The sequence below is a fragment of the Mycobacterium paraffinicum genome (genome assembly GCF_025822865.1).
In the GTDB taxonomy this organism is placed as follows: domain Bacteria; phylum Actinomycetota; class Actinomycetes; order Mycobacteriales; family Mycobacteriaceae; genus Mycobacterium; species Mycobacterium paraffinicum.
The window spans coordinates 139,762-165,094 of the sequence record NZ_JACKUR010000010.1; the positions used below are offsets into that span (position 1 = coordinate 139,762).

The window sequence follows — 25,333 nt, forward strand, 5'->3', positions numbered from 1 at the left end:
GCAGCCGACGGAACCGCTTCCTATGATGGAAACGCCCGGTTGCGCACTCGTATCGAATCGCCTGCGCGGCATCATTTTCAGTTCCTCGCCGTCCACTTTCTCGAGCCACACAGAGGAGGACTATCGGCCAGGTGAGCAGCTCAAAAGACGACCATGACTACCGCAATCTGGCGGTCAACCGGCTGCGGCCCAGCGAACTTCAATGGGCGCTGAACCACGACGCCGTACACGGGATCGCGTACGCGTTCAAGAATCCCGTCGCCGTCGCCGAATCCATCGACGATCCGGACGACGACCGAATGACCTATCTGATCCGCGTCAAGCGCGACGACCTGGCCAACGCGTTCGGCAAGATCAACGACTGGATCACCGAAAACCCCGGCCCCGCCGGGATGCAGGCGTTCGGATTCGTGCGGGCCCTGTCCCGCGAAGGGCTGACCGAACGCACCAGCGGTGACGACGAACTCTGTTAATCCGCGTCGCCCAATTAGCTGGCTTTCGCTATTCGCCGTGCCCAGCGGCCTGCGAAACCTTAGCCTTATGCCTGCGCACGGTCGGTGACTGAGGAGTCGGGATGGGTGACACGACCGCGGATTCGCGGGAGGGTTCGCAGTTCGGGCCATATCTGCTGCGGCGGCTGATCGGTCGCGGCGGCATGGGCGACGTCTATGAGGCCGAGGACACGGTCCGGGAACGCACCGTCGCGCTGAAACTGATGTCGCAGACGCTGTCCACCGACCCGGTCTTCCGCTCCCGCATGCAGCGCGAGGCCCGGACCGCGGGCCGGCTGCAGGAACCGCACGTCGTCCCGATTCACGACTTCGGCGAGATCGACGGCCAGCTGTATGTCGACATGCGCCTGATCGACGGCAAAGACCTGGCCACCATGCTGAGCCGGTACGGGCCGCTGTCCCCGCCCCGGGCGGTGGCCATCGTGCGCCAGATCGGTTCGGCGCTCGACGCCGCGCACGCCGCCGGCGTCCTGCATCGCGACGTCAAGCCGGAGAACATCCTGGTGAGCGGCGACGACTTCGCCTACCTCGTCGACTTCGGGATCGCCAGCGCCACCGCCGACGAAAAGCTGACGCAGATCGGCACCACCGTGGGCACCGTCAAATACATGGCCCCGGAGCGCTTCAGCGACTCCGAGGTCACCCATCGGGCCGACATCTACGCCTTGGCCTGCGTGCTGTACGAGTGCCTGACCGGATCACCGCCGTACACCGGCGACCAGATCAGCGTGATGGGTGCCCACCTGCACCAGGCGATCCCGCAGCCCAGTGCCGCGCGGCCCGGCATCCCGGTCGCCTTCGACGCGGTGATCGCCCGCGGCATGGCCAAGGATCCCGCGGACCGCTACGCGAGTTGCGGTGACCTGTCCGCGGCGGCCTACGCGGCACTGGCCGAACCAGACCAGGACCGGGCCACCGACATCCTGGCGCGCAGTCAGGTGGCGCGGGTGCCGGCGGCATTCGCCGGTCAGCAGCCCGCCGGGATCGCCCAGGCCGCCCCGGCGCACGCCCCTTCATCCGGCCCGATGTGGGCGGCGCCGCCACCGCCCGGGGGTCCGGTGCCCCAGCCGACGGGCTGGGCCGGCGCCCCCACCTGGGGTCCCAGCACCGGCGGGGTGCCGCCATGGGGCCAGCCCACGCGGCGAAGTAGAAAGCCTTGGCTGTGGGTGGGCGTCACCGCCACCGCCCTGGTGGCCATCGTGGGCGTGGCGCTCGCCGTCGTTCGGCCCTGGGAATCGGCGTCTCCGCCCGAGCCGACCAAGCCACCGCCGCCGGCGGACGCCGTCGCGCTGCGGGTGATCGACGACGGCGTGTTCGTGGGCAGCTCGGCGGCGTCGATGACCATCGACATCTTCAATGAACCCATCTGTCCGCCCTGCGGCAGTTTCATCAGGTCCAACGCGGGTGACATCGACACCGCGGTGAACAACAAGAAGCTCGCGGTGCGCTACCACCTGCTCGACTTCCTCGACGACAAGTCGCACAGCAAGAACTACTCGACCCGGGCGGTGGCGGCGTCGTACTGCGTCGCCGCCCAGAATGACGCCAAGGTCTACGCCGACTTCTATTCCGGCTTGTTCGCCAGCAAGTTCCAGCCGGCGGAGGACGCCGCGGAGGACCGCACCGACGGCGAACTGGCCCAACTGGCCAAGAAAGTCGGCGCCGACGCCGACGTGCTCACGTGCATCAAGTCCGGGGACGACGTCGGCACGGGCAAGGCGAAATCCGCGGCCGGGTACGCGACGCTCTCCGGGCTCAACGCCAATTCCACGCCGTTCGTGTGGGACGGCACCGCGTCGGTGAACTATTCCGACCCGACCTGGCTGACGAAGCTCCTCGGATAGCCGGTCGATGAGCGATGACACCAGGGCGAGCGACGACGACCGCAACGCCATCTGCCAGGTGCTCGACGCCGCACTCGGTGACGGTCAGCTGTCGACGGAAGAGCACCGCGAGCGGGTAGCCGCCGCGACCAGGGCGACCACGCTGCGCGAGCTGCGGTCGCTGGTGACGGACTTGCAGATCCGGCCCGCCTCGGAGCAACCGCCGGCGTCGCGGGCACCAATCGGCCGACGCGGGGCCTGGATCGCCGTCGCCTGCGCGCTGGTGCTGCTCGGCGCCGGCCTCGCCTGGGGACTGCCGCGCGACACGCCTTCGGCCCCGACGGCACCGTCCACCCCCACCGCGGCCCCCACCAACTCCGCGGCCCCGGCCACGAGCACGCCGGCGCCACCGCCGCAGCTGCTGACCCTGAGCGGGGTGAGCGGAGTGCTGGCCCAGATGCGGACGCAGTTCGGCGACACGTTGGGTTACCAACTCAGCATCTATCAAGAACAGGCAGTGATCGAGCGTCCCGACACCGCCAACCCCCAGAAGGTGGTCTCATGGCTCTTCCGAGACGGGAATTGGGCGAGCGTCGGGCCCAAAATGGCCGTGGCCTCCCGCCTGGCGGTCGGTGATCTCAGCAAGTTCGACGTGCAAGCGGTCGTCGGCGTCGTCCAGCAGGCGCCCCAAACCCTGCACATCTACGACGCCAACCGGATCTTCCTGACGATCGAGTCGCGCAAGGACGGCGGCCTGCATTTGCAGATCAATGCCAGCGACGGCGCGCTCAGCGGCACCATCGTGCTGGCCGCCGACGGCACCGTCACGGAGATCGCTCCCCCGGCCCGATAATCCCGCCTCGCGCAGCCGACACGTGCCGGGGCGATGTTGTACGTTTCGTGCGGTGAGGCCGGTGGGCGCTTACCGCCACGGTCTCGATGGGAGTCAGCTGTGACCGGCGCGCAGGACCCGCGGGTGGGGACGATGTTCGGGCCCTACCGGCTCAAGCGGCTGCTCGGTCGCGGCGGGATGGGCGAGGTCTACGAAGCCGAACACACCGTCAAGCAGTGGACGGTCGCGCTGAAGCTGATGTCGCACACGTTCAGCCAGGATCCGGTGTTCCGCAAGCGAATGGAGCGCGAAGCCCTGATCACCGGCCGACTGTTGGAACCCCACGTGGTCCCGATACACGACTACGGCGAAATCGACGGGCAGCTGTATCTCGATATGCGGCTCATCGAGGGCATCGACCTGGGCAGCCTGCTCGAACGGGCCGGGCCATTGCCGGCACCGCGGGCGGTGGCGATCATCCAACAGGTCGCATCGGCCCTGGATGCCGCCCATGCGGCCGGGGTGACCCACCGTGACGTCAAACCGCAGAACATCCTGATCACCAGCGACGACTTCGCTTATCTCGTCGACTTCGGGATCGCCAGCGCGAAGACCGAGGAAAAGCTCACCCAACTGGGCACCGCGGTCGGCACGTTGAAATACATGGCGCCCGAGCGGTTTTCGAGTGAAGAGGTGACGCCGCGCGCCGACGTCTACGCGCTGGCCTGCGTGCTCTACGAATGCCTGACCGCGACCCCGCCGTATCGCGCCGACAGCACCGGCATGCTGATCAGCGCGCACATGATGCAGCCCATCCCCAAACCCAGCGAGCAGGGCGCCGAGGTGAGCCCCGCCTTCGACGCCGTGATCGCGGGCGGCATGGCCAAGAACCCGATCGAGCGCTACCCCACCGCCGGTGCACTGGCCGAGGCCGCGAACCGGGCGCTCAGCAGTCCCGAGCGCGAGCGCGCGGACACGATCCTGCGCCAAAGCGAAATCCTCCCCCCTGCAACGGATTCCGGGCGGCCGCGCACTCCGGCTAAGCGCAACCGCTGGCCGATCGTGACCGCCGCGGCGGTGGTCGTCGTCGCCGTCTGCGCCGTCGGGCTCTGGCTCATGCTGAAACCCGCCGGCCAGCGGCACGCCAAGGCGACCGTCGCGAAGACCCCGCCCCCGTCGAGCGCTGCCCCCAACGACGACCAGGCCCGGCTGATCAGCCTGCTCCCACCCGGCTACCTGGCCGGCACGTGCACGCCGGCGACGCCGGAGTCGGGCAGCATCTGGGTGCACGCGGTCGCCATGGTCACATGCGGGCGGAACACCCAGCCCGGCGGTCCCAGCCACGCCACCTACGGGCTGTTCGCGACGCCCGACCGGCTGAAGCGGGCCTTCGAGAACGACATCGCCAACGTCAGCCTGGTGAACTGTCCCGGCGAGGGGCGCTCACCGGTCAGCTGGCATTACGACCAGACCCCGAACGACATGGCCGGGCTGATCGCGTGCGGCACCTACAACAACCACCCGAACGTGATCTGGACCAACGACGAGAAGCTGATGCTCAGCGACGTGTCCGGGGACCCGGCCACCGTTGAGGATCTACACACCTGGTGGGACGCCTACGGCTGACCCCTACAGGATGTAGAGCATCTCCTGGTAGGTCGGCAATGGCCACAAGTCGTCGGCCACAACGCCTTCCAACGCGTCGGCGGCCGCGCGCACCGCTTCCATCGCCGGCAGCAGTGCCTCCTGGGCGTGCACGGCCTCGTCGAGCGCCGACTCGGCCGAGTGGTCCGACAGTGCCGTCGTCAACGTTTTCAGCGCGGCGGTCAGGTCGGCGAGCGGAGCCGAAATCGCTTCCAGCGCGGCCATGCTCGGCTCCATCCCGGCGGCCCTCAACATGGCGACGTTCTGGGCGAGTTCGGTCTGGTATCGGAGCGCCGCCGGCAGGATGATCGTCGTCCCGATCTCGAGGGCAAGCTTGGCCTCGACCCCGATGGTCAGCGCGTACTGTTCCAGGCGGACTTCGTAGCGGCTGTGCAGCTCGCGTTCGTTGAAAACCCCGAACTTCTCGAACAATTCGATCGATTCCGGTTTGATCAACTCCGGGATGGCGTCCAGCGTTGTCTTCAGGTTCGGCAATCCGCGCTCGGCCGCCTCGATCTGCCAGTTCTCAGAATAGCCGTCCCCGTTGAACACAACCGCACCGTGATCCGTGATGATCTCGGTGAGGAGCTTCTGCACCGCCGCATCGAAGTCCTCGCCGTTCTCGACGGCCTTCTCCAAAGTGGTTGCCATGTAATCGAATGAGTCGGCCATGATGGTGTTGAGGACGATCATCGGGACGGCGACCGTCTGCCCCGAGCCAGGCGCCCGGAACTCAAAGCGGTTACCGGTGAACGCGAACGGACTGGTCCGGTTGCGGTCGCCGGGATCCGTCGGCAGCGGCGGCAGGGTGTCGACACCGATGATCATGGTGCCCTTGCCCTTTGAGGACGTCGCCGCGCCCTTGGCGATCTGCTCGAACACGTCGGCGAGCTGCTCACCGAGGAAGATCGAAATGATCGCCGGCGGCGCCTCATTGGCGCCCAACCGGTGGTCGTTGGTCGCCGACGCGACCGAGACGCGCAGCAGTCCGCCGAACTTGTGCACGGCGCGGATCACCGCGGCGCAGAACACCAGGAATTGGGCGTTCTCGTGCGGCGTATCGCCGGGCACCAGCAGCGAACCCAACTCCGCGTTGCCCACCGAGAAGTTGACGTGTTTACCCGAGCCGTTCACCCCGGCGAAGGGCTTCTCGTGGAAAAGGCATTCCATGCCGTGCTTCTTGGCCAGCGACTTGAACACCGTCATCAGCAGCTGCTGGTGATCGGACGCGATGTTGGCCCGCTCGAACATCGGTGCCACCTCGAACTGGCCGGGGGCGACCTCGTTGTGCCGGGTCTTCGCTGGAATGCCGAGTTTGAATAACTCCCGTTCGGTGTCCATCATGAAGCCCAGCACCCGCTCGGGCACCGAGCCGAAGTAGTGGTCGTCGAACTCCTGGCCCTTGGGCGGCTTGGCGCCGAACACGGTGCGTCCGGCGTTGATCAGGTCCGGCCGCGCCAGAAAGAAGTGGCGGTCGACGAGGAAGTACTCCTGCTCCGGCCCGCAGAAGGAGACCACCTTGTTCAGGTCCTTGTGGCCGAACAGCGTCAGGATGCGTTCGGCGTGAATGCCCATCGCCTGCTGGCTGCGCAGCAGCGGCGTCTTGTAGTCGAGCGCCTCGCCGGTCATCGACACGAACACCGTTGGGATGCATAGCGTATTGCCGTTGGGGTTTTCCAGCACGTAGGCCGGGCTGGTCACGTCCCAACCGGTGTAGCCGCGCGCCTCGAAGGTGCTGCGGAGGCCGCCCGAAGGGAAACTCGACGCGTCGGGCTCGCCTTGGATCAGCGTCTTGCCGGCGAACTCGGCGAGTGTCTGACCATCGGAGACGGGCTCAAGAAAGCTGTCGTGCTTTTCGGCGGTCAGCCCGGTCATCGGATAAAAGACGTGCGCGTAGTGGGTGGCGCCCTTCTCCAGCGCCCAGTCCTTCATGGCGACCGCGACCGCATCGGCGACCGCCGGGTCTAGCTTGGCGCCCTTGTCGATGGTCGCCAACACGGACTTGTAGACCGCCTTGGGCAGCCGCGCCTGCATCTCCGCCTTGGTGAAGACGTTGGAACCGAAGATCGCACCTGGCAGTTCGCCCGCGACGAAGCTGATGGCGGGAGGGATGTATGCCTCAACGTTGTTGATCGCCTGGAGGCGTACCGCGTTACCGCTCAATGGAAGTCCTATCGCTGGGGGGATCCACGACTGGTCCTCGACGGACAAGTGGACCGACTCACACTAGGAACTCTCGATGGCGAGCTTGTTACGCCCGCGTCAACGGCGTCGCCGCAATGATTGCGAACAGAATTCGCGGCACCCGCCGGACTACGGGGTCGCGCCGTCTTGGTGCTCGGCGTCGGCGTCGGCGACCGTCAGGGGCAGGGCCAGCTCTTCGAGCGGGCGGCGTTCGGCCGCGATCCCGAGCCGCAATTCGACCAGGCCCGCGATCGCCATGACGGCGGCGCCCGTCAAGAACGACCACACCACCTGGCCGCGTTCCCCGGAATTGATCAGCTGCCCGAACAGCAACGGGCCGCTGATGCCGCCGATCGCGGTTCCCACCGCGTAGAAGAACGCGATCGCCAGCGCCCTGGTCTCCATCGGGAAGATCTCGCTGACGGTCAGGTAGGCGGCGCTGGCGCCCGCGGAGGCGAGGAAGAACGCGACCGCGAGGACGCCGATGAACGCCCAGACCCCGCCGGTCTGGGTCACGAACAGGACCGCCAGGATGGCGGCGACGACCGCGGACCCGATGTAGGTCGCCGTGATCATCGGCTTGCGCCCGATGGTGTCGAAGAGGTGACCGAGCGCGAGCGGCCCGACGAAATTGCTGAGCGCCCAGAGGATGAAGAACAGCGGCACCTTCCCGGACGGCACCCCGTAGAACCCGCTCAACAGCGTGCCCAGGTTGAACGTCACCCCGTTGTAGAGGAACGCCTGCCCGGTGAACAGCGCCAGCCCCAGGATGGCGCGCTGCGGATAGAGCTTGAACGCCACCCGGGCGATTTCGCGGAACGAAATCGTCTCGCGCTGGCGGATTTTCAGCTCCCGCCCGTGCGGCTCGGGCAGCGGCTCGCCGGTTTCCTCCCGCACCGCTTCCTCGATCTCGCCGACGACCCGCTCGGCCTCCTCGTCGCGGCCATGGATGAACAACCACCGCGGACTCTCCGGGACGTTGCGCCGGACGAGCAGGACGAAGATGCCGAAGATGGCGCCGACGCCGAAGGCGAGCCGCCAGCCGATATTGGGCGCGAAGTTCGAGGTGTCGAGCAGGACGAGCGCGCCGGCGGCTCCGGCGGCCGAGCCGAGCCAGTACGTGCCGTTGATGATCAGGTCGACGCGGCCGCGCAGGCGCGCGGGGATCAACTCGTCGATGGCCGAATTGATCGCGGCGTACTCGCCGCCGATGCCGGCGCCGGTGAAGAAGCGCGCGGCGAAGAAATACCAAGGGGCGAAAGCGAATGCGGTCGCGACCGTGGCCACCAGGTAGACCGCCAGGGTCAGCATGAACAGATTGCGGCGCCCGAAGCGGTCCGTCAGGTGGCCGAAGAACAGCGCACCCAGGCAGGCGCCGGCGATGTAGAACGCGGCCGCCAGGCCGATCTGCGCCGCGTTCAGGTCGATGCCGCTGCCCTTTTCGGTGAGGCGAGCGGACACGTTGCCCACCATCGTGACCTCGAGCCCGTCGAGGATCCACACCCCGCCGAGACCGATGACGACGCGCCAGTGGAATCGAGACCACGGCAGCCTGTCCAGCCGCGCCGGCACGCGGGTCGTGATGGTTCCGGTTTGCGCGCTTCCGCTCATCTGGCTCCTATCTGAGGTGATTGGAGAATTACCCAAGCGAGGCGCGCGGCAAGCCTCAGCCGCGTTCGGCGCGCGACTCCTCCGGAGTCCAGGCCTGCGGCTGGCCCGGGTGCCCGGGGAACAGGAAGTCGATGAACGCCGCGGCCGTGGGCTGTGGTTCGTGGTTGGCCAGCCCCGGCCGTTCGTTGGCCTCGATGAAGGCGTACTCGGCGCCGGTGACGTCGGGCACCAGCAGGTCGATGCCCGTCACGGGGATGCCGATCGCCTCGGCCGCCGTCACCGCGACGCGGCACAGTTCCGGGTTCACCACCGCGGTGACGTCGTGGATCGTGCCGCCCTGATGCAGGTTGGCGGTGCGGCGGACGCGCAGCCGGGTGCCCTGGGGCAGCACGTCGTCGAGCGACCAGCCCGCCTCGGCGACCGTCGCCTCGGTGAGGTCGTCGAGCGGGATGCGGGATTCGCCACCGGTGGCCGCGGAGCGGCGGCGGCTTTCGGCGGCGATCAGGTCGCGAATGGTGTGCTCGCCGGTGCCGATGATCTCGGGCGGCATCCGCAGCGCGGCGGCCACCACCCGGCCGTCTATCACCACCAACCGAAGGTCGTCGCCCAGCACGCGCTGCTCGATCAGCACGTCCGGGTATTGCTGCCGGGCGCGGGCCAGGGCGGCGGCGAGCTCCTCGGGGCCGTTGTCGGCGGTCACCCCGACGGTGATGCCCTTGCCCTGTTCGCCGCGGGTGGGTTTGACGACGACCTCCCCGACCTCGGTGAGGAAGTTGTAGTCGCCTTCGTCGAAGGTGGCCAGCCGGGCGCGGGGCACCGTGATGCCCGCCTCGGAGACCAGGCGGCGCGTCAGCCGTTTGTCGTCGCAGCGGCACATGGCGACCGCCGAGGTGTATTCGGACAGCGATTCCCGGGTGATGACGCTGCGGCCGCCGTGGGTGAGGCGCATCTCGCCGGTCTCGGCGTCGAGCACCTCCACCCAGATGCCGCGGCGCAGCGCCTCGTCGGCGATGATCCGGGCGTAGGGGTTGAGGTCGTCGATCGTCTCGGGCGGCGGGCTGAAAAGAGGCTCGTTGATGGCGTTCTTGCGTTTGATCGCCAGCACGGGGACGCGGCGGAAACCCAGCTTCTCGTACAGGCCGATGGCGGCGGCGTTGTCGTGCGCGACCGACAGGTCCATGTAGGCGCGGCCCGCGTTGCGAAAGCGCTCCGCCAGCGCCCGCGTGAGGGCGGCGCCGATCCCGGGGAGCCCGGCCGCCGGGTCGACGGCCAGCGTCCACAGGCTCGACCCCTGCTCGGGGTCGGAGAACAGCAGCTCGTGGTCGACGCCGGTGACGGTGCCCACCACGGCGCCGTCTTCGTCGCGCACCGCCAACAGGTAGGTCACCGCGGGCACGTTCAGGTGGTTGTGCCAGATGACGTCGACCCCGGCCGGGACCATTCCGCAGCGCACGTAGACGCGGTTCATGGCGTCGGCGTCGACCGGGTCGTTCAGCGTGCGCACGGTGACGCCGAGCGGCGCGGGCGACAGGTCTTCGGGGTTGGCATCGGTGAAGCGCAGGCGATAGGTGTGGCTGGGATCGATGAAGAGCTCGGTCGGCGCTTCGGCGACCACCACGTGGGATTCGCGGGCGTAGATGCAGATGTCGCGACGCCCGGGGCCCTCCCGGCGCAGCGCCTCGACCAGCTCGTGGGAGTCGGCGAAGGTCTGGCCGAAAATAAGCCGGCCCCAGCCCAATTCGAGCTCGACGTCCTTGGCCATCGCCTCCACCAGCTCCGGCGGCGAGGCGTCGTGGAGGCCCATCGTGATCGCCTCGGTGTGATCGCCGGGGGGATCGGTCACGGTCATGCCACCGGGCCCGTGATGCCGTGCCGCTGCAGCCAGAGTTCGAGCAGGGCGAGCTGCCAGAGTTCGTTGCCGCGCAAGGGCGTCAGCTTGCTGTTGGGATCGGCCAGCAGGGCGTCGACCGCCTCCGTGCGAAACAGGCCGCGCTCCTTGGCAACTGGCGCATAGAGCGCGTCGCGCACCATGTCGAGGTAGGGCCCTTCCAGGTGGGTCAGCGCGGGGACCGGGAAGTATCCCTTGGGCCGGTCGATGACCTCCGACGGAATCACCCGTCGCGCAGCCTGTTTGAGCACGCCCTTGCCTTCGTGGGCGATCTTCAGTTCCGGCGGGCAGGTCGCCGCCAGCTCGACGAGCTCGTGGTCGAGGAACGGCACCCGGCCCTCCAGGCCCCACGCCATGGTCATGTTGTCGACCCGTTTCACCGGGTCGTCCACCAGCATCACGGTGGTATCGAGCCGCAGCGCGCGATCGACGCCCGTCTCGGCGCCGGCGCGCGCGAAGTGCTCGGTGACGAAGCACTCACTGGGGTCACCCGGGGCCATGATGCCCGGCCCGAGCAGGCCCGCCATTTCCGCCGAATCACGGTCGAAGAAGGCGCCGCGGTACTCGGCGACCGAGCCCTCCAGCGAGGCGGCGGCCGGCGAGCCCATCGGCGGGTACCAGTGGTAGCCGGCGAACACCTCGTCGGCGCCCTGGCCCGACTGCACGACCTTCACGTGCCGCGCCACTTCCTGGCTGAGCAGGTAGAAGGCCACACAGTCGTGGCTGACCATCGGCTCGCTCATGGCGCCGATCGCCCCGTCGAGCGCGGGCAGCATCCGGTCGGTTTCGATGCGGATCTGATGGTGGTCGGTTTCGAAGCGCCGGGCGATGATGTCCGACCACCGGAACTCGTCGCCCTCGACGCCACCGGCCGACTCGAAGCCGATGGAGAAGGTCATCAGGCCGTGCTGGCCCGCCTCCGCGAGCAGGCCGACGATCAGGCTCGAGTCGACGCCGCCGGACAACAGGCAGCCGACCGGCACGTCGGCGACCAGCCGGCGTTTGACCGCGACGCGAAGCGCGTCCAGCACCGCGTCTTCCCAGTCGGTTTCCGACCAGCCGGCGCGGTCGCCGTGCCGGGTGAAGTCGGGGGTCCAGTACGTGGTGATGGTGCGCCGGCCGTCGGGCTCGATGGCAACAAGGGAAGCGGGCGGCACCTTGCGGACGCCGCGCAGGATGGTCAGCGGCGCGGGGACCACCGAGTGAAACGTCATGTAGTGGTGCAACGCGATCGGGTCGATGCGGGTGTCCACGCCGCCGCCGGCCAACAGCGCGGGCAGGGCCGAGGCGAACCGGATCCGGTGGCTGTCCTCGGTCAGGTAGAGCGGTTTGATCCCCAGCCGGTCGCGACCGAGCAGCACCCGGCCGCTGTCGCGTTCGACGATCGCGAAGGCGAACATGCCATGCAGGTGGCTGACGAAGTCGTCGCCCCAGTGGTGGTAGCCCTTGATCAGGACTTCGGTGTCACTGTGCGAGAAGAACCGGTAGCCGTGCCCGGTGAGTTCGTGGCGCAGCTCTTTGTAGTTGTAGATGCAGCCGTTGAAGGCGATGGCCAGACCCAGTTCCGGGTCGACCATCGGCTGGGCGCCCGCCTCGCTCAGGTCGATGATCTTGAGGCGACGATGGCCGAGCGCGACACGGCCCTGTGACCAGGCGCCGGAGGCATCGGGGCCCCGTCGCGCCATCACGGCGGCCATTGCTGACACCGCCGCTACATCGGGGACCTGCCCGTCGAGCCGTACCTCCCCGGTGACTCCGCACACTCCTTGAACCATACCGAAGGGGGTTGCGGCGCACCCGTACGGCCACTGTGAAATGCGTCGGCGCGCCTGCTCGCACCAGCTCACGCACGGCAGCAGTTGCTCAAAACCGGCGCGGGTTATCGGTCGAGGCCAGAGTTTGCCCGCAGGCGATGCCCGCGACGGTTAAATCTTGGTTGCGCTCTGCTCTCACGGGTAGCCGCCCCGCGGTCCGGCCGCGACGTCCGTCCTCGCCGCTCCCTCCTGTGGCCGGATCGCGCCAGGCGGCGGTTGCGAATGAAAAGTTATGCAGCACGGGAATTCTCGGCTCCCGCATGGCGGCGGCCGCTCGGCACGCTAGGGCATGAGCCTCCGGACTCCCTGACCAAAGTGGGCCGATTTGTGTGAGGTGGCACGGTTGACGTCGGCGGGAAAGATGCGTCGACTCTGGCTAATGTTCAGCCACCGTTAATGCGTAGAGCCCAGATGCCACATTGAGGAACATCGTGACCCGAATAATTGCGCGCCTTGGGAACTGGTCGACAATAGTCGCGCTCTGCGGAGGGGCGGTGCTTTTCGCGGCACCGGCGTCGGCCGACCAAAACGATGATTCGTTCATTTCGGAGATTCAGCGCAACGGAATTGTCTTTACCGACCGCGGCGCCGCGATCGCCGCCGGACATAACATGTGCGCCGGACTCGACAAGGGGAAGACGCCAACGTCGTTGGTGCTGAACGTTGTACGGGCAACAGACCTGTCGGCACATGAAGCCGGCTATCTGCTCGGCGCTTCCGTGGCGTCCTACTGCCCCCAACACCGAGCTGCTATCGGCACTTCGGTGTCCTGAGGATCACCCGGCGCGCTCCGGGCACCTTGTCTTCCCGCGCCGCCGCCGCTTGCTGACCACCGTGGGCCAGTTCGAGCCGGCGTTCCGCGAGGACCAGCAGATGCCTGAGTCGCTGTCCGTACAGACCCACCGAATCGTGGGTCAGCATCTCGTCGTGCGCGCAGTCGATGGAGTACATGAGCACCTCGCCTGAGACATGCGGCCGCCAGGACCGGGACAGGAACCCACTGCGATCGCCCCCGCCCCCGATGGCGGAGAAGATGATGATGTCGCCGTCGAAAACAGCGGGCCGGTGAACGCGGTATCGGTCGATGTTTTTGCGAAGGTTTCCGGCGAGCAGGTCGACAAGCCGCTTGGAGCGCGAGGCCTCCGGCAGCTGTTGTTCGCCCAGCGCGTCCTCGGGCGGAGCGGCGCCGCCGTTCATGGCGGGTTGGGCGTCGAGCAGGAAAGGGCGCGAGTGTCGAGCTTGCCGTTGGATGTCAGCGGCAGCGCGTCGAGTCCCACGCCGGCCGCGGGAACCATGTAGCCCGGCAGTCGTCCGGCCAGCGCGGTGCGCGCCTCGGCGGGATCGGCCGTTCCGGTGATGTGGCCGACCAGGCGCTTGTCCCCCGGGCGGTCCTCGCCGGCGATCACCACCGCCTGCTGCACGCCGTCCAATCGGGCGAGCGCGGCCTGGACCTCGCCCATTCGATGGGGTAGCCCCGGATCTTGACCTGCTCGTCGGCGCGGCCGACGTACGCCAGCTGCCCGTCGGCATCCCAGAGCACCAGGTCTCCGGCGCGGTAGATGCGCGCCCCGGGCTCGCCGAACGGGCAGGCCACGAACCGCGACCCGGTCAATCCGGCGCGCCCGACATACCCGGCGGCCACCCCGGTACCGGCCACGTACAAGTCGCCGACCACTCCGGGGCGCACCCGCCGTAGCCAGCCATCGAGCACGAACAAGCCGGCGCCGGGCACCGGCGAGCCGATCGGCGGCGTCCCCGAGCCCGCCGTGAGGGGGCACGTCGGTGGTCCCCGAGGTATAGATGATGTAGGCGATGTCGTCCGCCGCGGGTGCGGGCAACGCGGAGCGCGGATAGCCGTCAATCTCCGGGTCTTCGATGTCGATGACCCGTACGTCGCTGCAGTCCAGCCGAGAACGCAATCCCGCGGTGGTGACCGCGGCGATCGGCGCGGCATCCTCGAGCATGAATCTGATCCGCGCGCCCGGGGCGGCCGAATCGATCGGCAGGTAGGCCGCCCCCGTCTTGAGCACCACCAGGATCGCCACGATGACCTGCGCCGGACGCGAGAACAACAGCGCCACAGACTGTCCCGGGCCCGCGAACCAACAGGTGCGCCAGCCGGTTCGCCGCCTCGTCCAGGTCCCGGTACGTCATCGAGAGCTGGCCCCAGCTGATCGCCACGGCGTCCGGCTGGTGGGCGACCTGCGCGGCGAACAACTCCGCAATCGACACCGGCGTGGGTACCGGCCGGGTCAGCGCCGCCCGGTTGCCGATTTCCTCGTGGCGGGCACGCTTGAGATGAAGCAGACGATGCGCCCGACGCGCGACGCACGAGTGCACGCGCCGAGCCCGGCCGCATCGGGCGCGAGGAAATTCGACAATAACAAGTCCTGACCGCGGGAAGATACAAAGGCATCTGCGTCTCATTTCTCGGCCGGGTTGGGAGCGCTCGTGATCACTTTGGACCGCTTGGTGAACGTGCTGGGTGGTTATGGGGTCCGGCTGGCCTGGTCGTCGGTGCCGAGGTCCACTGAACTGCGCAGCGTGGCCCTACGCGAGGGCGAGCGCGCCGTGACCGGTGATGTCTTCCTGGCGATCGGCGCCGCTTCGGTCAGCGAGGCGGTCCGCTGGGCGAGCTCGGCGCACGCAGTCCTGGTGTTGGCGCGCGGCGACGGCGAACCGATGACGTCGAACGAGGGCGCTGGGGTCGGCGCGGTGATGCTGGTCGACGAGACGCTGTCGTGGAGCGAGACCGCCGCCGTCATCTACGGGCTGGTGCTGGAGGGACGCGAAACCGCGGCCGGTCGAGGCCCGACCGATCTGTTCGCACTGGCCGACAGCCTGGCGGACACGGTCGGCAACGCCGTTGTCATTCAGGATGCGCTGTTGCGCGTGCTCGCGTATTCACGACTCCAGCAACACGCCGACCCGGCCCAGGTCGAGACCATCCTGGGCCGACAGACTCCGGAGCGGCTGCGCGCCCTGTTCGATGCCCGTGGCGTATTCGCCCATCTGACGAACTCGGACGAGCCCGTGTTCGTCGAGGGTGATGCGGAATCCGGCGTGACCGGGCGCACGGTCGCGGCGGTGCGCTCCGGCCGTGAACTGATGGGGTCGGTGTGGGTAGCCTGCTCCGATCCGCTGGAGGAAGCACGGAGGGACGCCTTGGCCGAGGGCGCGCAGACGGTGGCCCTACACCTACTGCGGTCCCAGGCCAGCGCCGACCTCGAGCGTCAGGTCGAATCCGAACTCGTGATCCGGTTATTGGAAGGCAGCGCTGACTCCGCCACGGCGGCAAGCAAGCTCGGCCTGCCGCAGAGCGGTTTGCGGGTGATCGCGCTGCAGGCGTCCGTCGGCGCTAAACGCGACGCCGCCCTGCTGTTGGCCTTCGAGCGCGCCACCGCCGGCTTCGGCTGGTCGCGTCCCGGTCGCAGCGCCTTGGCAGGCAACACCATCTACACCGTGCTGCCCGGAGAGCAGGCCTCGGTGGCGCGTCACTGGGTCGCCGGCCTCGGAGCGGCCCTACCCGAAGGGGTGGCTTTGTTGGCCGGTGTCAGCGGGCCGGCCGCCGTGACCGATCTGGCCGCTGCGCGTCAGGAGGCCGAGGAATGCCTGGCGTTACACGAGGCGTCGCCCGGATCCGCGCCCCCCGCCTATGACGAATCGTGGGATGACATCCTGCTCCAGCGGTTACGGACCGCGGCGCGAGCCGGCCGGTCTCCGACTCGTGGACCCGTGGCCGAGCTGGGACGCCACGACCGCGCTCACGGAACCGACTACCTCGCCACGCTGCGGGCGTGGCTAGGGGCGCTGGGCGACCCGACCGAAGCCGGTGAGCGTCTAGGAGTACACGAAAACACGGTGCGTTACCGGCTCCGCAAGATGGCCGAAATCACCAATCTCCCACTGGATGACGCCAGGAAGCGGCTGGCCATGATGATCGAACTCGCGGCCACCGATATCGATTGAGTCGACGCTGTCGTAATCCGACAACCAGCGGCGGCGCCATTATCGGACTTCGGCAAGCCATGCGGCACCTGTGCGCGCCCCCATTGAGGTGACCAACCTAAGGCCTTCCCCGATCCCTCGATAGGACATCCGATGACTACCCCGCGTCACGATGATCTACCGCCGTGCCCGCGTAGAGCCGAGGACCCTGCCGTGCTGGAGACGTTCACCGTGCCGTTCCCGCGAAGGCTGTTCTCTCGGCTGTTCGGTCGCAACCCACTGCTACGGGCCAGCGACCGGATCGAGGCGCTGGTCCTGGTGCTGGCCGTCGCGGTATCGCTGTTCAACGTACCGATCGCCGCTGCCGTCGGCACCGCGGTCTATGACTCCCGGAGCCCCATTTACGCGGAGCAGGTCCAAACTCGCAGCCGGGTGACCGCGACGGTCGTAGGGGACAGCCACTCCCCGAGGAAATTTGACAGCCGGACAGTCCAGATGCCTGCCCGATGGGATTTCGCCGGGGCAGAGCGCACTGGAGACATCGCCGCACCCCCCGCCGCCAAAGTCGGTGACGAGGTCGAGATCTGGGTCGATGCTCAGGGTTCGCCGCTGACCCGGCCAAATTTGTCGCCCCGCACCGAGGCGGTCACCATCGCCTTCGCGATCTGGAGTGCCGTAAGCCTCGCGGTAGCCGCGTCGTTCGCCGGCGCCCGACACGCCCTCGACCGAGCCCGTTATACCCGCTGGCAGCGCGACTTCGACCGCTTCGTCGGGCAACGGTGAGCTGAGGACCGCCACCAGCGATCGGGCACTCGGTACCCGCAGCAGCCCCTGCGGGTACCGGGGTTGTTCGGCGCAGGTTCCGCGGCAAATCGCGTTGTCGGCTCCGAACAACGGCGTATGCCGGCGTTGTCCATTTCGGGCAAGCGCCTTGGCGCCCGCGCGGGCAACCATGGAATTACCAATTCGGAATCCACAAGCGGAGGTGTGCGGTGAGCGGCGGAACACAGCGTATCGCTTTGGCGGACAACGCATCTGCTCCTTGCCGCGTCCAACCGGGGAGCCGCCTTCGGGCTTTACCGCCCGTCGGGGCCCCGCACGATTACTCCGACGCACGCTTGCCCCTCACGGGCTCCGCGTCGTCAGGGACGGCTGCCACACGCCGGCCCGTCCCTGACGACATCCCTACTCAGTGAAGGAAATAACGTGATGACCAGATGCGCACCTGTCTCTATCACACCGCAGCACCGGCGCCGCCTGCAGGACGAACTCGCCGTGCTGCGCTCCCGGCGCAGCATCGAAGTCCCCGACGACGCCATGGATTACGGCGGGCACCGCGCCGCGCGCCCCGCGGCACGGGGAAAGCGCATCCGCGAGATCGAGGACCTGCTAGCCACGGCCGTAGTGCGTGACGATCCCGCACGCGAACGGATCGCGGGCCCGGGCATGGTGGTGACCATCCGCTACGACGCCAGCGGTGAAACAGAAACGCTGCTGCTCGGCCGACGGGGCGCCGAAGGCGCCGACATCCACGTGTACTCGATGGCGTCGCCGCTGGGCCGGTGCATCGCCGGCGCTCGCCCCGGCGAGCAACGCATCTACGCGATTCCGCATGACACCGGGCGGCTCGTGACCCTGCTCAAGGCCGTTCCGTACCGGGCTGCACCACGAGATGCGCAAGCCCGCAGCGATTGCGGCCGTCAAACGCGCGGGAACGGCGTCTCGGACCGCCAGCCATTGACCACCATTGATGGAGAGGGGAACCAACATGACTAGCGTGCAGCCCGCGTGGCTTACGCCGCAGGCCTACGTGCGGCTCCAGCAGGAACTGGCCACCCTGCGGGAGTTGTGCGGCGGCAACGCGTTTGGCGAAGACGCCGATGAGAGCGCGCCCGCTGTCCAGCGCGCGTGGCGGCTGCGGATTCAACGGATCCATGACCTGTTGGTCAACGCCGTCGTCGGCGAGGGTCCGCCCGACGACGGGGTCGCCGAACCCGGCATGGTCTTGACCGTCCGCTACGACGACACCGGAGACATCGAGACCTTCCTGCTGGGCGCGCGCGGCGCCGAGTACAGCGACGTAGAGGTGTACTCGGTTAATTCGCCGCTCGGCGCGGCCATCACCGGGGCGCGCCCCGGTGAGCAGCGCCGGTACGTGCCGCCCAGCGGCGTCGGGCTCACCGTCACGCTCCTGGACGCGGTGCCATACGGCATCCACCTCGCCGGCATGAACTGATGCCGGCCGCGAAGCCTGCAGTTCCTGGCACTTTGAGCCCGACAACGATTGTGCCGGCATGCTGTTCGAAGTAATCGACCCGTTGGCGATGATGTTCCTTCTGCTGGCAGTGCTCTTTCTCATGATGGCGGTCGCTTATGGACGAATGTGACGGCGCCTCGCCCCCACTGCTTCGCGCGCGAGCACGGGAACATTGGGGAATCTCAGGCGGATAGTCTGGTGTCCTGGACTTCTGCGAGAGGAAGCGACATGCCTGCACCGTCAGCCGAGGTCTTCGACCGCCTGCGCCAGCTCGCCGCGATCAAAGACGCCGCTGCACGCCAGACCAAGACCATCGACGAGGTCTTCACCGGCAAGCCGCTGACCACGATCCCCGTCGGCACGGCCGAAGACGTCGAAGCGGCATTCGCCGAGGCGCGGGCGGCTCAGGCCGACTGGGCGAACCGCCCGGTCTCCGAGCGCATCGATGTGATCAGCCGCTACCGCGACCTGGTCGTCGAGAACCGCGAGTTCCTGATGGACCTGCTGCAAGCCGAGGCCGGAAAGGCCCGCTGGGCGGCGCAGGAGGAGATCGTCGATCTGATGGCGAACGCGAACTACTACGCGCGCGTCGCCGCCGATCTACTGAAGCCGCGCAAGGTGCAGGCGCTGCTCCCGGCGATCGGCAAGACCACGGTGGTCTACCAGCCCAAGGGCGTGGTCGGGGTGATCTCGCCGTGGAATTACCCGATGACGCTGACGGCGTCCGACTCGGTGCCGGCGCTGCTGGCGGGTAACGCGGTGGTGCTCAAGCCGGACAGCCAGACCCCGTATTGCGCGCTGGCGTGTGCCGAGCTCTTGTACGAGGCAGGGCTGCCGCGAGCCCTCTACGCGATCGTGCCCGGGCCGGGCTCGGTGGTCGGCACCGCAATCATCGACAACTGCGACTACTTGATGTTCACCGGCTCGACCGCCACCGGCAGGCAGCTCGCCGAACACGCGGGCCGTCGGCTGATCGGCTTCTCGGCCGAACTCGGGGGCAAGAACGCGATGATCGTCACGCGGGGCGCCAACCTCGACAAGGCCGCTAAGGCGGCCACCCGCGCGTGCTTCTCGAACGCCGGCCAGTTGTGCATCTCGATCGAGCGGATCTACGTCGAGAAGGACATCGCCGACGACTTCGTCGGCAAGTTCGGTGCCGCGGTGCGGAACATGAGGCTGGGTACCGCGTACGACTTCTCGGTCGACATGGGGAGCTTGATCTCCGCGGGTCAGCTGGACACCGTGACGGACCACGTAGACGATGCGAAAGCCAAGGGCGCCAAGGTGATTGCAGGCGGTAAGGCCCGGCCCGACATCGGGCCGCTGTTCTACGAGCCCACCGTGCTGGCCGACGTCACGCCGGAGATGGAGTGTGCGGCCAACGAGACGTTCGGGCCGGTCGTGTCGATCTACCCCGTCGCCGACGTGGATGAAGCCGTCGAGAAGGCCAACGCCACCGAGTACGGGCTCAACGCCAGCGTGTGGGCCGGCTCCTCCGCGGAGGGCGAGCAAATCGCCGCCCGGTTGCGGTCGGGAACGGTCAATGTGAACGAAGGTTATGCGTTCGCATGGGGCAGCCTCAGTGCGCCGATGGGCGGGATGGGCCAGTCCGGCGTCGGCCGCCGACACGGTGCCGAGGGGCTGCTGAAGTACACCGAATCGCAGACGATCGCGACCGCGCGCGTGTTCAATCTCGATCCGCCGCTTGGCATTCCGGGAACGCTGTGGCAGAAGTCGCTGGTCCCCGTCGTGCGCGCGGTGATGAGGCTTCCCGGGCGGAACTGACCACGGCCGGTACCGCGTTCACACCCACCGCATCCGGTTCTGTCGGCGGGCCGCCTAAAATGTGTCGCGGTCTTCTGCCCTCTGTCCCGCAAATCCGCGTTACGCTCCTCGATGTAGCGTCACATCGCACGTCAGGAGTCCGCCATGAAGGCCGACGCGAGGCAATATGAAGAAGACGCTCGCCGGTTACGCCAATACGCCACCTTCGATAACTTCTCCGATGCTGACCTGCTGCGTCTCGCCCGAGCGGCTCATCGCACTTCGACGTCCGCCCCGTTGCCGCTGATTCACGAGCAGACGCCGTCGGACTCCTGCTACATCCTGCTCAGCGGGGAGGTCGGCGTTTACATGGGCCGGGACCGCGTCGCCGTGCTGGGTCCGGGCGAGGTGATCGGCGAATCGGCGCTCCACCGTGGGAAGCTGCGTTCTGCGACCGTTACGACGATCGGGCCGGCCGAGGTCTTGCGTATCGAACGCGCGGATCTCGCCACAATGCTCGATGAGATACCGGCACTTCGCGAAATCATTGACGCATCCGTGGCGCGACACGTGCCGGTAGAGCTGCCGCCGAAGCCAAAACCACCGCGCACGAGGTTGGACACCTCAGTCCGCACCGAATTGGTTGAGCGGTTTGAGCAGACCGCCAACAGCGCCGGAGTGGACGTCGTGACCGCGCTTGAGGACGCGCTCACCCAGTGGATTGAACGGAACAGCACGGCGTAGTCATTGCGGTCCAGTCATTGCCTTAAGGAAAATTTGGACCTCCTGGAGTTCAACCTCGTTTCGCCCCTTGGCATTTCGGCGACTTTGTGGCAGTACTAACGGCCCGTCCACCTTCCCCGTTGACCGCGATCTACTACCGCGCGTAGTATCCGGGTATCCCGCCGCGCACAAGGGGGTGCAACGTGAGGTGGAGTTTCGCCCAGATCGGGCTGCTGATCATCTGCGCATTTCATGTCATTCAGGCGGTGATCGGCCTCGTCGTCAATCCCAGCTTCGCGACCGGCCCTACCGCGCGGACCGTCCAACTTCTCGGGATGGATTACAACGGCTGGCATGCCGTCGCGGGTCTAGCGCTATTCGCTCCGGGTTTGGTGTTCGGGCTGCGCAAGTCCTGGGCCGTGCTATATCTGCTGCTCGCCGCGATAGCCGGTGCGCTGCCGGGCATTTGGGCCTTCTTCTCACATCAGGTGGCCTACGTCTTCACCTTCCCCAACAACGTCACCGACGCGGTGGTGCACCTGGTGACCGCGGGGGTGATGGTCGCCGTGGCGGCCGTGCAGATTCGCCTGGATGGTGGACTGAGAAACTCGCTCGCCGATCTCCGGAAAGCGCGGTAGCTCGCAGCCCGGACACTATTCGGTGAACAGCGAATTCAGCTCGTCGAAGCTCGCGGCTCCGGTTAGTCCCTCGAAGGACCCGCCCTCAATCAGCTTCCGCGCGGCGGTCAGGAACGCACCCCACGCGACCCGACTGAAAGCAGAGCCGACGCTGATCCGTCGCACCCCTAGCTGCGCAAGGTCCGTCACCTTCAGCCCCGTGTCGGAAGACACCAGAACGTTGACCGGATATGGCGCCACAGCGTCAACGAGAGTGGCGATGTCCTCTTTGGTGCGGATCCCCGGAGCGAAGAGCACCTCGGCACCCGCCTCGGCGTAAGCCTGCAGCCGCCTGATGGCCTCGGCGAGGGGGTCGGGGTGGCCGTAGAGGAAGCATTCCGCGCGGCCGGTCAGCATGACGTCGGCTCCCGAGTCGTCGATCGCCGAACGCGCAGCGCGGACCCGATCGGTCGCCTCGGCCAGCTCGAAGAGCGGCGTACCGGCGATGCCGGTGCCGTCTTCGACGGAGAGGCCGGTTACCCCGGTGGCCACGCAGCGCGTCACGTTGCGCGCAAGCTCGCCCGCATCTCGGGCATAACCGGCCTGGAAATCGGCATTGACGGGCACACTGACCGCAGCCACTATTTCGGCGATGTTGTTCGGTGCCTCGTCGACGGAGAGCGCGGTCACCGTGTCTGGCAGACCCCGCGCGAAGCACAGTCCGGCGCTCGTAGTGGCCAGTGCAGGGAAGCCGAGCTTTGCGAGCGCGATTGCCGAACCGGCGTCCCACGGATTCGGGATGAGAAAACACCCCTGTTGATGTAGCCGGCGAAAACGGGCTCCAACGGCGCCGCGTGAGTCCACCACCCGATTATGCTCGCGCCCAAATGAACTCGCCACGCCGCCGTCCGGTCCACCCCCAGACGCGAAATAACCTCTGCACCTTGATATTCAGTCGAGGCCGGGCCGCGACTAACCGGGAACGCCCGGGAACCCGGCGGCGGTCGTCGGCCCCCCAGGAACCGCGCCGGCCGGTCCGGCGGAACCTCCACCCAGACGACTGGCCGCAAACGCCGCACCCTGATCGATCATTGCCGTGTTGGTCGAGTACGTGTCATGTGCGGCGAAATTCATTCCATCGGAGCAGATCGGGTCCCCCTGGGCGCATACCTGGATGGTCTTGGCCTGATAGAGCGGACCGATGACGACCGGCGGCTCGCCGAAAAAGTTCATCGCCTTATCGCTGGGCAGTGCGAAGAGCACGACCGAAGAGACGTGGTTGGCCACCTCGGGGTCCAACGGTTTGGGCACAGCCGCCGGATCGATTCCAGCCGGTACGGCGGCCGAGGTGACGAAGCCCATCACGGCGGCGCCTTGGGAATACCCGCCGAGCACCATCTTGGTATTGGGGCAGTCGTGCGCCGTCGAAACGACATGCGCGCCCGCGTCTCTGATCCCTTCCTCGCCGGCGTTCGTCCAGTCGTGGGTGGCGGGGTAGTTGACCGGATAGACGCCGAGCGATCTTGCGCCAACGCGCGGGCGCAGGGAGTCGATGAAGGCCTGCCCGGTCGCGCCGAGACCCGGCGGGTCGTCGGTACCGCGGGCGAACAGCACTTGCACGTCCGGACAGGGATCGGCGAAGGCAACCGGGAGGGCAGAACCGAGGACCGGAGCGCTGACGCCCGCCATCGCGAGGACCGCGGGAGCAACGAAATGTGGTACATGACGTGCGGTCATGGCGGTGTGCCCAACACGTGTGGTTTCTAAACCACGAATTTTCGAGCGCTGACCCGCATCAACTTGGCAATTGTGAGTCACCCGGCCCGGCTAGCCATCCGTGACGAGGTCCGCGAGGAACGTGGGTAACCGCCCGGCGCCAAAGTCATAGAACCGCGCCCACTGCGGCTCGATCGAGATGCGCACCATCTGCCTATACGTGGACTGCACGTTGCGTTCGAACTCGGCGAGTTGCGATTCATCCATGGAACTCCGCGCCGCTGCGAGATACTCCTCGGTGACGCCGTCCACGGTTTGCAGTGTGGCGAGCCCGCGTACCAGGAGGGCCTTCGCCTCTTCCGGCGTGGAGCCGGTGTCGATCGTCAGGGCCACTTGGGGACGTGCCGAAAGCGCTCGCGCTTTCGGGGCGGTCGGAGCGGTGGAGACGACGATGCGTTCGCCGGTCCAATGAAACCCGACCGGGACGACTCGCGGGAAGCCGTCGTGCCCGTTGTAGGCGAGGCGGGCCATGGAGCCGGAGAGCAGCTTCTGGGCCCCGGGGAGGCCGAGCTCGCGGGCCAACTCGTGGGTGTTCATCACACTCGCAGTCCTACCCGATAGGACCCGGGTGGGGCACTCAGCCGCTACTCGGGCTCACCGATGGCGCCGAGGCGCTCGCCCACCCGAGCCAGTGCCTGGTCGAAGATCTCCACCTTCTCGCCGCGCTTTTCGTTGGCGGGCTGGGCGGAGCCGCGGGCGCCTTCGGCCTCCACCCGAGCCGCACCCCGACGCCGCAACAGGCTGAAGTTCTTGTCGCGCGCTTGCCTGAGCCGGCTCTGCAAATCCTTCAGCGACTTCTCGTCCATGCGATTGAGAGCCTCGGGATGACTCTCGCCGATCAACGAGCTTTCCTGCTGGGTCAGGTTCACATGGTTGCTCACTCCTAGATTCATAGCCTGGGCCGGCCACACCGGCGCGTCGAATATCGGACGTCACGCCGAAGCGTCACGCCTGGGCCATCTCGAGTTCACATCTGGCCTCGGGTCTTCAGATCGTGCCGCGGCGGGTAGTCCTTCGGTCGACGAAGGAGGTTGCGATGGGCAGGCATTCGATGAAGGACGACGACGAGCCCAAGGGTGGGCGCCCCGGTCCAGCGGATCACGGGGGCGAGGGTAGAATGGCGACGCGTGAGAACGCACCGGAGCTCACCGAGCCGGACCGCGAGGACTGAAGGGCGAGCTCACCGAACGGGATCCGTTTTGAGCGGCAGATGCGGCGGGTAGCCGAGAAGCCTCACTCACGACGAAAATGAATAGATGCCATTTGAACAGGCGCCGCCCCCGCCCAAATCGGCGCCGGGCTGGTACCCCGATCCGGCGGGGGTAGGCCACGGGCTGCAACGGTACTTCGACGGCACCAGCTGGACCAGCGAGTGGGCGTTCGCTGCAGAACCGCCGAAGAAAGACACTCCCGGGAAGGCGGCCCTGGCCCTCGCGGCGCTGGGCTTCCTTGTCCTCCTCATCGTCGTCGGCAAGACCTGGGTTTTCGATCCGAAGAAGGACGTCCAATCGGCCCCGAGCAGTTCGGCCACAGCGGGACCGCCGACCGAGGCGGCGCCGTCGACGACGACCGGACCCAAGAAGCCGGACGGAGTCACCTTCACCACCGCTCCGGGCCAAGGCGGCGACGTGGTCGACGCCCGATTCGCCATTCGTGACAACTACACCGAGCAGATGATCAAAGACGGTGCGCGGGCGGACACCATCGACATCCTCAAATACGCGAGAGCGACCTATCCCGACGCTTCGGCAGTGAACGTGCAAGGCACCTTCCCGATGACCGACCCGTACGGCAACACCTCGACTCAGGTCGCCATCGACCTCACGTATTCGCGAGCAACGTTGAACAAGATCAACTTCGACGGCATCACCAAAGCCAGCATCTGGGAGATACGCGATTCCGGCAATATCCTTCCGGCCTTTCAGCCGTAGACCCTTGGG

At 67.4% G+C, this 25,333-nt stretch carries 23 protein-coding genes and 1 pseudogene; 14 read left to right on the forward strand and 10 right to left on the reverse strand.

Features of this window, described 5'->3' with window-relative positions; translation table 11 throughout:
* Window positions 1–131: 131 nt before the first annotated feature.
* From H7J89_RS00780 to H7J89_RS00795, 4 genes are all read left to right on the forward strand, one after another.
* Window positions 132–473 carry a hypothetical protein gene (locus tag H7J89_RS00780; protein ID WP_264035666.1) on the forward strand — a complete coding sequence of 114 codons (342 nt, stop codon included), beginning with the start codon at window positions 132–134 and terminating at the stop codon, window positions 471–473.
* A 101-nt stretch (window positions 474–574) separates the two neighbouring features.
* The gene (locus tag H7J89_RS00785) at window positions 575–2,356 is read left to right on the forward strand and encodes a serine/threonine protein kinase PknE (RefSeq protein ID WP_264035667.1); all 1,782 of its coding nucleotides are present in this window, start codon (window positions 575–577) and stop codon (window positions 2,354–2,356) included.
* A gap of 7 nt (window positions 2,357–2,363) precedes the next feature.
* The gene (locus H7J89_RS00790) at window positions 2,364–3,188 is read left to right on the forward strand and encodes a DUF1707 SHOCT-like domain-containing protein (RefSeq protein WP_264035668.1); all 825 of its coding nucleotides are present in this window, start codon (window positions 2,364–2,366) and stop codon (window positions 3,186–3,188) included.
* A 132-nt stretch (window positions 3,189–3,320) separates the two neighbouring features.
* The gene (locus H7J89_RS00795) at window positions 3,321–4,793 is read left to right on the forward strand and encodes a serine/threonine-protein kinase (protein ID WP_276041579.1); all 1,473 of its coding nucleotides are present in this window, start codon (window positions 3,321–3,323) and stop codon (window positions 4,791–4,793) included.
* A 3-nt stretch (window positions 4,794–4,796) separates the two neighbouring features.
* Here the strand turns inward: H7J89_RS00795 and H7J89_RS00800 are convergent, their stop codons facing one another.
* The 4 genes from H7J89_RS00800 to H7J89_RS00815 all read right to left on the reverse strand — a co-directional run bounded on the left by H7J89_RS00800 (window position 4,797) and on the right by H7J89_RS00815 (window position 12,257).
* Complete coding sequence (locus tag H7J89_RS00800; RefSeq protein WP_264035670.1) at window positions 4,797–6,974, reverse strand: glutamine synthetase III family protein; 2,178 nt, start codon at window positions 6,972–6,974, stop codon at window positions 4,797–4,799.
* Window positions 6,975–7,124: 150 nt separating this feature from the next.
* On the reverse strand, window positions 7,125–8,606 hold the full coding sequence (locus H7J89_RS00805; protein WP_264035671.1) for an MFS transporter: 1,482 nt from the start codon (window positions 8,604–8,606) through the stop codon (window positions 7,125–7,127).
* Window positions 8,607–8,661: 55 nt separating this feature from the next.
* Window positions 8,662–10,455 (reverse strand): N-acetylglutaminylglutamine synthetase, encoded by a 1,794-nt coding sequence (gene ngg, locus H7J89_RS00810; RefSeq protein WP_264035672.1) that lies wholly within the window; start codon window positions 10,453–10,455, stop codon window positions 8,662–8,664.
* A complete protein-coding gene (locus H7J89_RS00815) occupies window positions 10,452–12,257 on the reverse strand; it encodes an N-acetylglutaminylglutamine amidotransferase (protein WP_264035673.1) in 1,806 nt (601 codons plus the stop codon). The genes ngg and H7J89_RS00815 overlap by 4 nt, the downstream gene beginning before the upstream one ends.
* 545 nt (window positions 12,258–12,802) lie before the next feature.
* On the opposite strand from H7J89_RS00815, the gene H7J89_RS00820 reads away from it, so the two are divergent.
* Window positions 12,803–13,081, forward strand: coding sequence for a DUF732 domain-containing protein (locus tag H7J89_RS00820; RefSeq protein WP_264035674.1), 279 nt, complete (start codon window positions 12,803–12,805; stop codon window positions 13,079–13,081).
* Here H7J89_RS00820 and H7J89_RS00825 read toward each other — a convergent pair.
* Together H7J89_RS00825 and H7J89_RS00830 are read right to left on the reverse strand one after the other, a co-directional pair.
* Complete coding sequence (locus tag H7J89_RS00825) at window positions 13,059–13,505, reverse strand: hypothetical protein (RefSeq protein ID WP_264035675.1); 447 nt, start codon at window positions 13,503–13,505, stop codon at window positions 13,059–13,061. The two genes, H7J89_RS00820 and H7J89_RS00825, sit on opposite strands and share 23 nt — an antisense overlap.
* Window positions 13,506–13,528: 23 nt before the next feature.
* Window positions 13,529–14,648: pseudogene (locus tag H7J89_RS00830) on the reverse strand (AMP-binding protein); the annotation flags it as partial.
* 111 nt (window positions 14,649–14,759) lie between these two features.
* On the opposite strand from H7J89_RS00830, the gene H7J89_RS00835 reads away from it, so the two are divergent.
* From H7J89_RS00835 to H7J89_RS00865, 7 genes are all read left to right on the forward strand, one after another.
* Window positions 14,760–16,277 (forward strand): PucR family transcriptional regulator, encoded by a 1,518-nt coding sequence (locus H7J89_RS00835; RefSeq protein WP_264035676.1) that lies wholly within the window; start codon window positions 14,760–14,762, stop codon window positions 16,275–16,277.
* Between the two features lie 132 nt (window positions 16,278–16,409).
* Window positions 16,410–17,039, forward strand: coding sequence for an Rv1733c family protein (locus tag H7J89_RS00840; RefSeq protein ID WP_264035677.1), 630 nt, complete (start codon window positions 16,410–16,412; stop codon window positions 17,037–17,039).
* Window positions 17,040–17,465: 426 nt separating this feature from the next.
* Complete coding sequence (locus H7J89_RS00845) at window positions 17,466–18,032, forward strand: GreA/GreB family elongation factor (RefSeq protein WP_264035678.1); 567 nt, start codon at window positions 17,466–17,468, stop codon at window positions 18,030–18,032.
* Entirely contained in the window at window positions 18,025–18,492 is a 468-nt protein-coding gene (locus H7J89_RS00850) for a GreA/GreB family elongation factor (protein ID WP_264035679.1), read from the forward strand. Before H7J89_RS00845 ends, H7J89_RS00850 begins: the two co-directional genes overlap by 8 nt.
* Before the next feature lie 249 nt (window positions 18,493–18,741).
* On the forward strand, window positions 18,742–20,298 hold the full coding sequence (locus H7J89_RS00855) for a succinic semialdehyde dehydrogenase (RefSeq protein ID WP_264035680.1): 1,557 nt from the start codon (window positions 18,742–18,744) through the stop codon (window positions 20,296–20,298).
* Between the two features lie 144 nt (window positions 20,299–20,442).
* Window positions 20,443–21,021 (forward strand): cyclic nucleotide-binding domain-containing protein, encoded by a 579-nt coding sequence (locus H7J89_RS00860; protein WP_264035681.1) that lies wholly within the window; start codon window positions 20,443–20,445, stop codon window positions 21,019–21,021.
* 182 nt (window positions 21,022–21,203) lie between these two features.
* Entirely contained in the window at window positions 21,204–21,638 is a 435-nt protein-coding gene (locus tag H7J89_RS00865; RefSeq protein ID WP_264035682.1) for a DUF4383 domain-containing protein, read from the forward strand.
* 15 nt (window positions 21,639–21,653) lie between these two features.
* Here the strand turns inward: H7J89_RS00865 and H7J89_RS00870 are convergent, their stop codons facing one another.
* The 4 genes from H7J89_RS00870 to H7J89_RS00885 form a co-directional block, all read right to left on the reverse strand.
* Entirely contained in the window at window positions 21,654–22,481 is an 828-nt protein-coding gene (locus H7J89_RS00870) for an isocitrate lyase/PEP mutase family protein (RefSeq protein ID WP_264035683.1), read from the reverse strand.
* Window positions 22,482–22,589: 108 nt separating this feature from the next.
* Entirely contained in the window at window positions 22,590–23,354 is a 765-nt protein-coding gene (locus H7J89_RS00875) for a cutinase family protein (RefSeq protein ID WP_264035684.1), read from the reverse strand.
* Window positions 23,355–23,444: 90 nt separating this feature from the next.
* Window positions 23,445–23,930 (reverse strand): pyridoxamine 5'-phosphate oxidase family protein, encoded by a 486-nt coding sequence (locus H7J89_RS00880; RefSeq protein WP_264035685.1) that lies wholly within the window; start codon window positions 23,928–23,930, stop codon window positions 23,445–23,447.
* A 47-nt stretch (window positions 23,931–23,977) separates the two neighbouring features.
* Complete coding sequence (locus tag H7J89_RS00885; protein WP_231987318.1) at window positions 23,978–24,262, reverse strand: hypothetical protein; 285 nt, start codon at window positions 24,260–24,262, stop codon at window positions 23,978–23,980.
* A 167-nt stretch (window positions 24,263–24,429) separates the two neighbouring features.
* On the opposite strand from H7J89_RS00885, the gene H7J89_RS00890 reads away from it, so the two are divergent.
* Both H7J89_RS00890 and H7J89_RS00895 read left to right on the forward strand, forming a co-directional pair.
* The gene (locus tag H7J89_RS00890; RefSeq protein WP_264035686.1) at window positions 24,430–24,564 is read left to right on the forward strand and encodes a hypothetical protein; all 135 of its coding nucleotides are present in this window, start codon (window positions 24,430–24,432) and stop codon (window positions 24,562–24,564) included.
* An 85-nt stretch (window positions 24,565–24,649) separates the two neighbouring features.
* On the forward strand, window positions 24,650–25,324 hold the full coding sequence (locus H7J89_RS00895) for a DUF2510 domain-containing protein (protein WP_264035687.1): 675 nt from the start codon (window positions 24,650–24,652) through the stop codon (window positions 25,322–25,324).
* Window positions 25,325–25,333 lie beyond the last annotated feature (9 nt).

Coding starts and splice junctions, on each gene's coding strand:
- H7J89_RS00890 (WP_264035686.1), top strand. CDS start 24,430: ATGGGCAGGCATTCGATGAAGGACGACGACGAGCCCAAGGGTGGGCGC.
- H7J89_RS00895 (WP_264035687.1), top strand. CDS start 24,650: ATGCCATTTGAACAGGCGCCGCCCCCGCCCAAATCGGCGCCGGGCTGG.
- H7J89_RS00840 (WP_264035677.1), top strand. CDS start 16,410: ATGACTACCCCGCGTCACGATGATCTACCGCCGTGCCCGCGTAGAGCC.
- H7J89_RS00825 (WP_264035675.1), bottom strand. CDS start 13,505: ATGAACGGCGGCGCCGCTCCGCCCGAGGACGCGCTGGGCGAACAACAG.
- H7J89_RS00880 (WP_264035685.1), bottom strand. CDS start 23,930: ATGAACACCCACGAGTTGGCCCGCGAGCTCGGCCTCCCCGGGGCCCAG.
- H7J89_RS00850 (WP_264035679.1), top strand. CDS start 18,025: ATGACTAGCGTGCAGCCCGCGTGGCTTACGCCGCAGGCCTACGTGCGG.
- ngg (WP_264035672.1), bottom strand. CDS start 10,455: ATGACCGTGACCGATCCCCCCGGCGATCACACCGAGGCGATCACGATG.
- H7J89_RS00845 (WP_264035678.1), top strand. CDS start 17,466: ATGACCAGATGCGCACCTGTCTCTATCACACCGCAGCACCGGCGCCGC.
- H7J89_RS00875 (WP_264035684.1), bottom strand. CDS start 23,354: ATGACCGCACGTCATGTACCACATTTCGTTGCTCCCGCGGTCCTCGCG.
- H7J89_RS00785 (WP_264035667.1), top strand. CDS start 575: ATGGGTGACACGACCGCGGATTCGCGGGAGGGTTCGCAGTTCGGGCCA.
- H7J89_RS00860 (WP_264035681.1), top strand. CDS start 20,443: ATGAAGGCCGACGCGAGGCAATATGAAGAAGACGCTCGCCGGTTACGC.
- H7J89_RS00790 (WP_264035668.1), top strand. CDS start 2,364: ATGAGCGATGACACCAGGGCGAGCGACGACGACCGCAACGCCATCTGC.
- H7J89_RS00795 (WP_276041579.1), top strand. CDS start 3,321: ATGTTCGGGCCCTACCGGCTCAAGCGGCTGCTCGGTCGCGGCGGGATG.
- H7J89_RS00855 (WP_264035680.1), top strand. CDS start 18,742: ATGCCTGCACCGTCAGCCGAGGTCTTCGACCGCCTGCGCCAGCTCGCC.
- H7J89_RS00805 (WP_264035671.1), bottom strand. CDS start 8,606: ATGAGCGGAAGCGCGCAAACCGGAACCATCACGACCCGCGTGCCGGCG.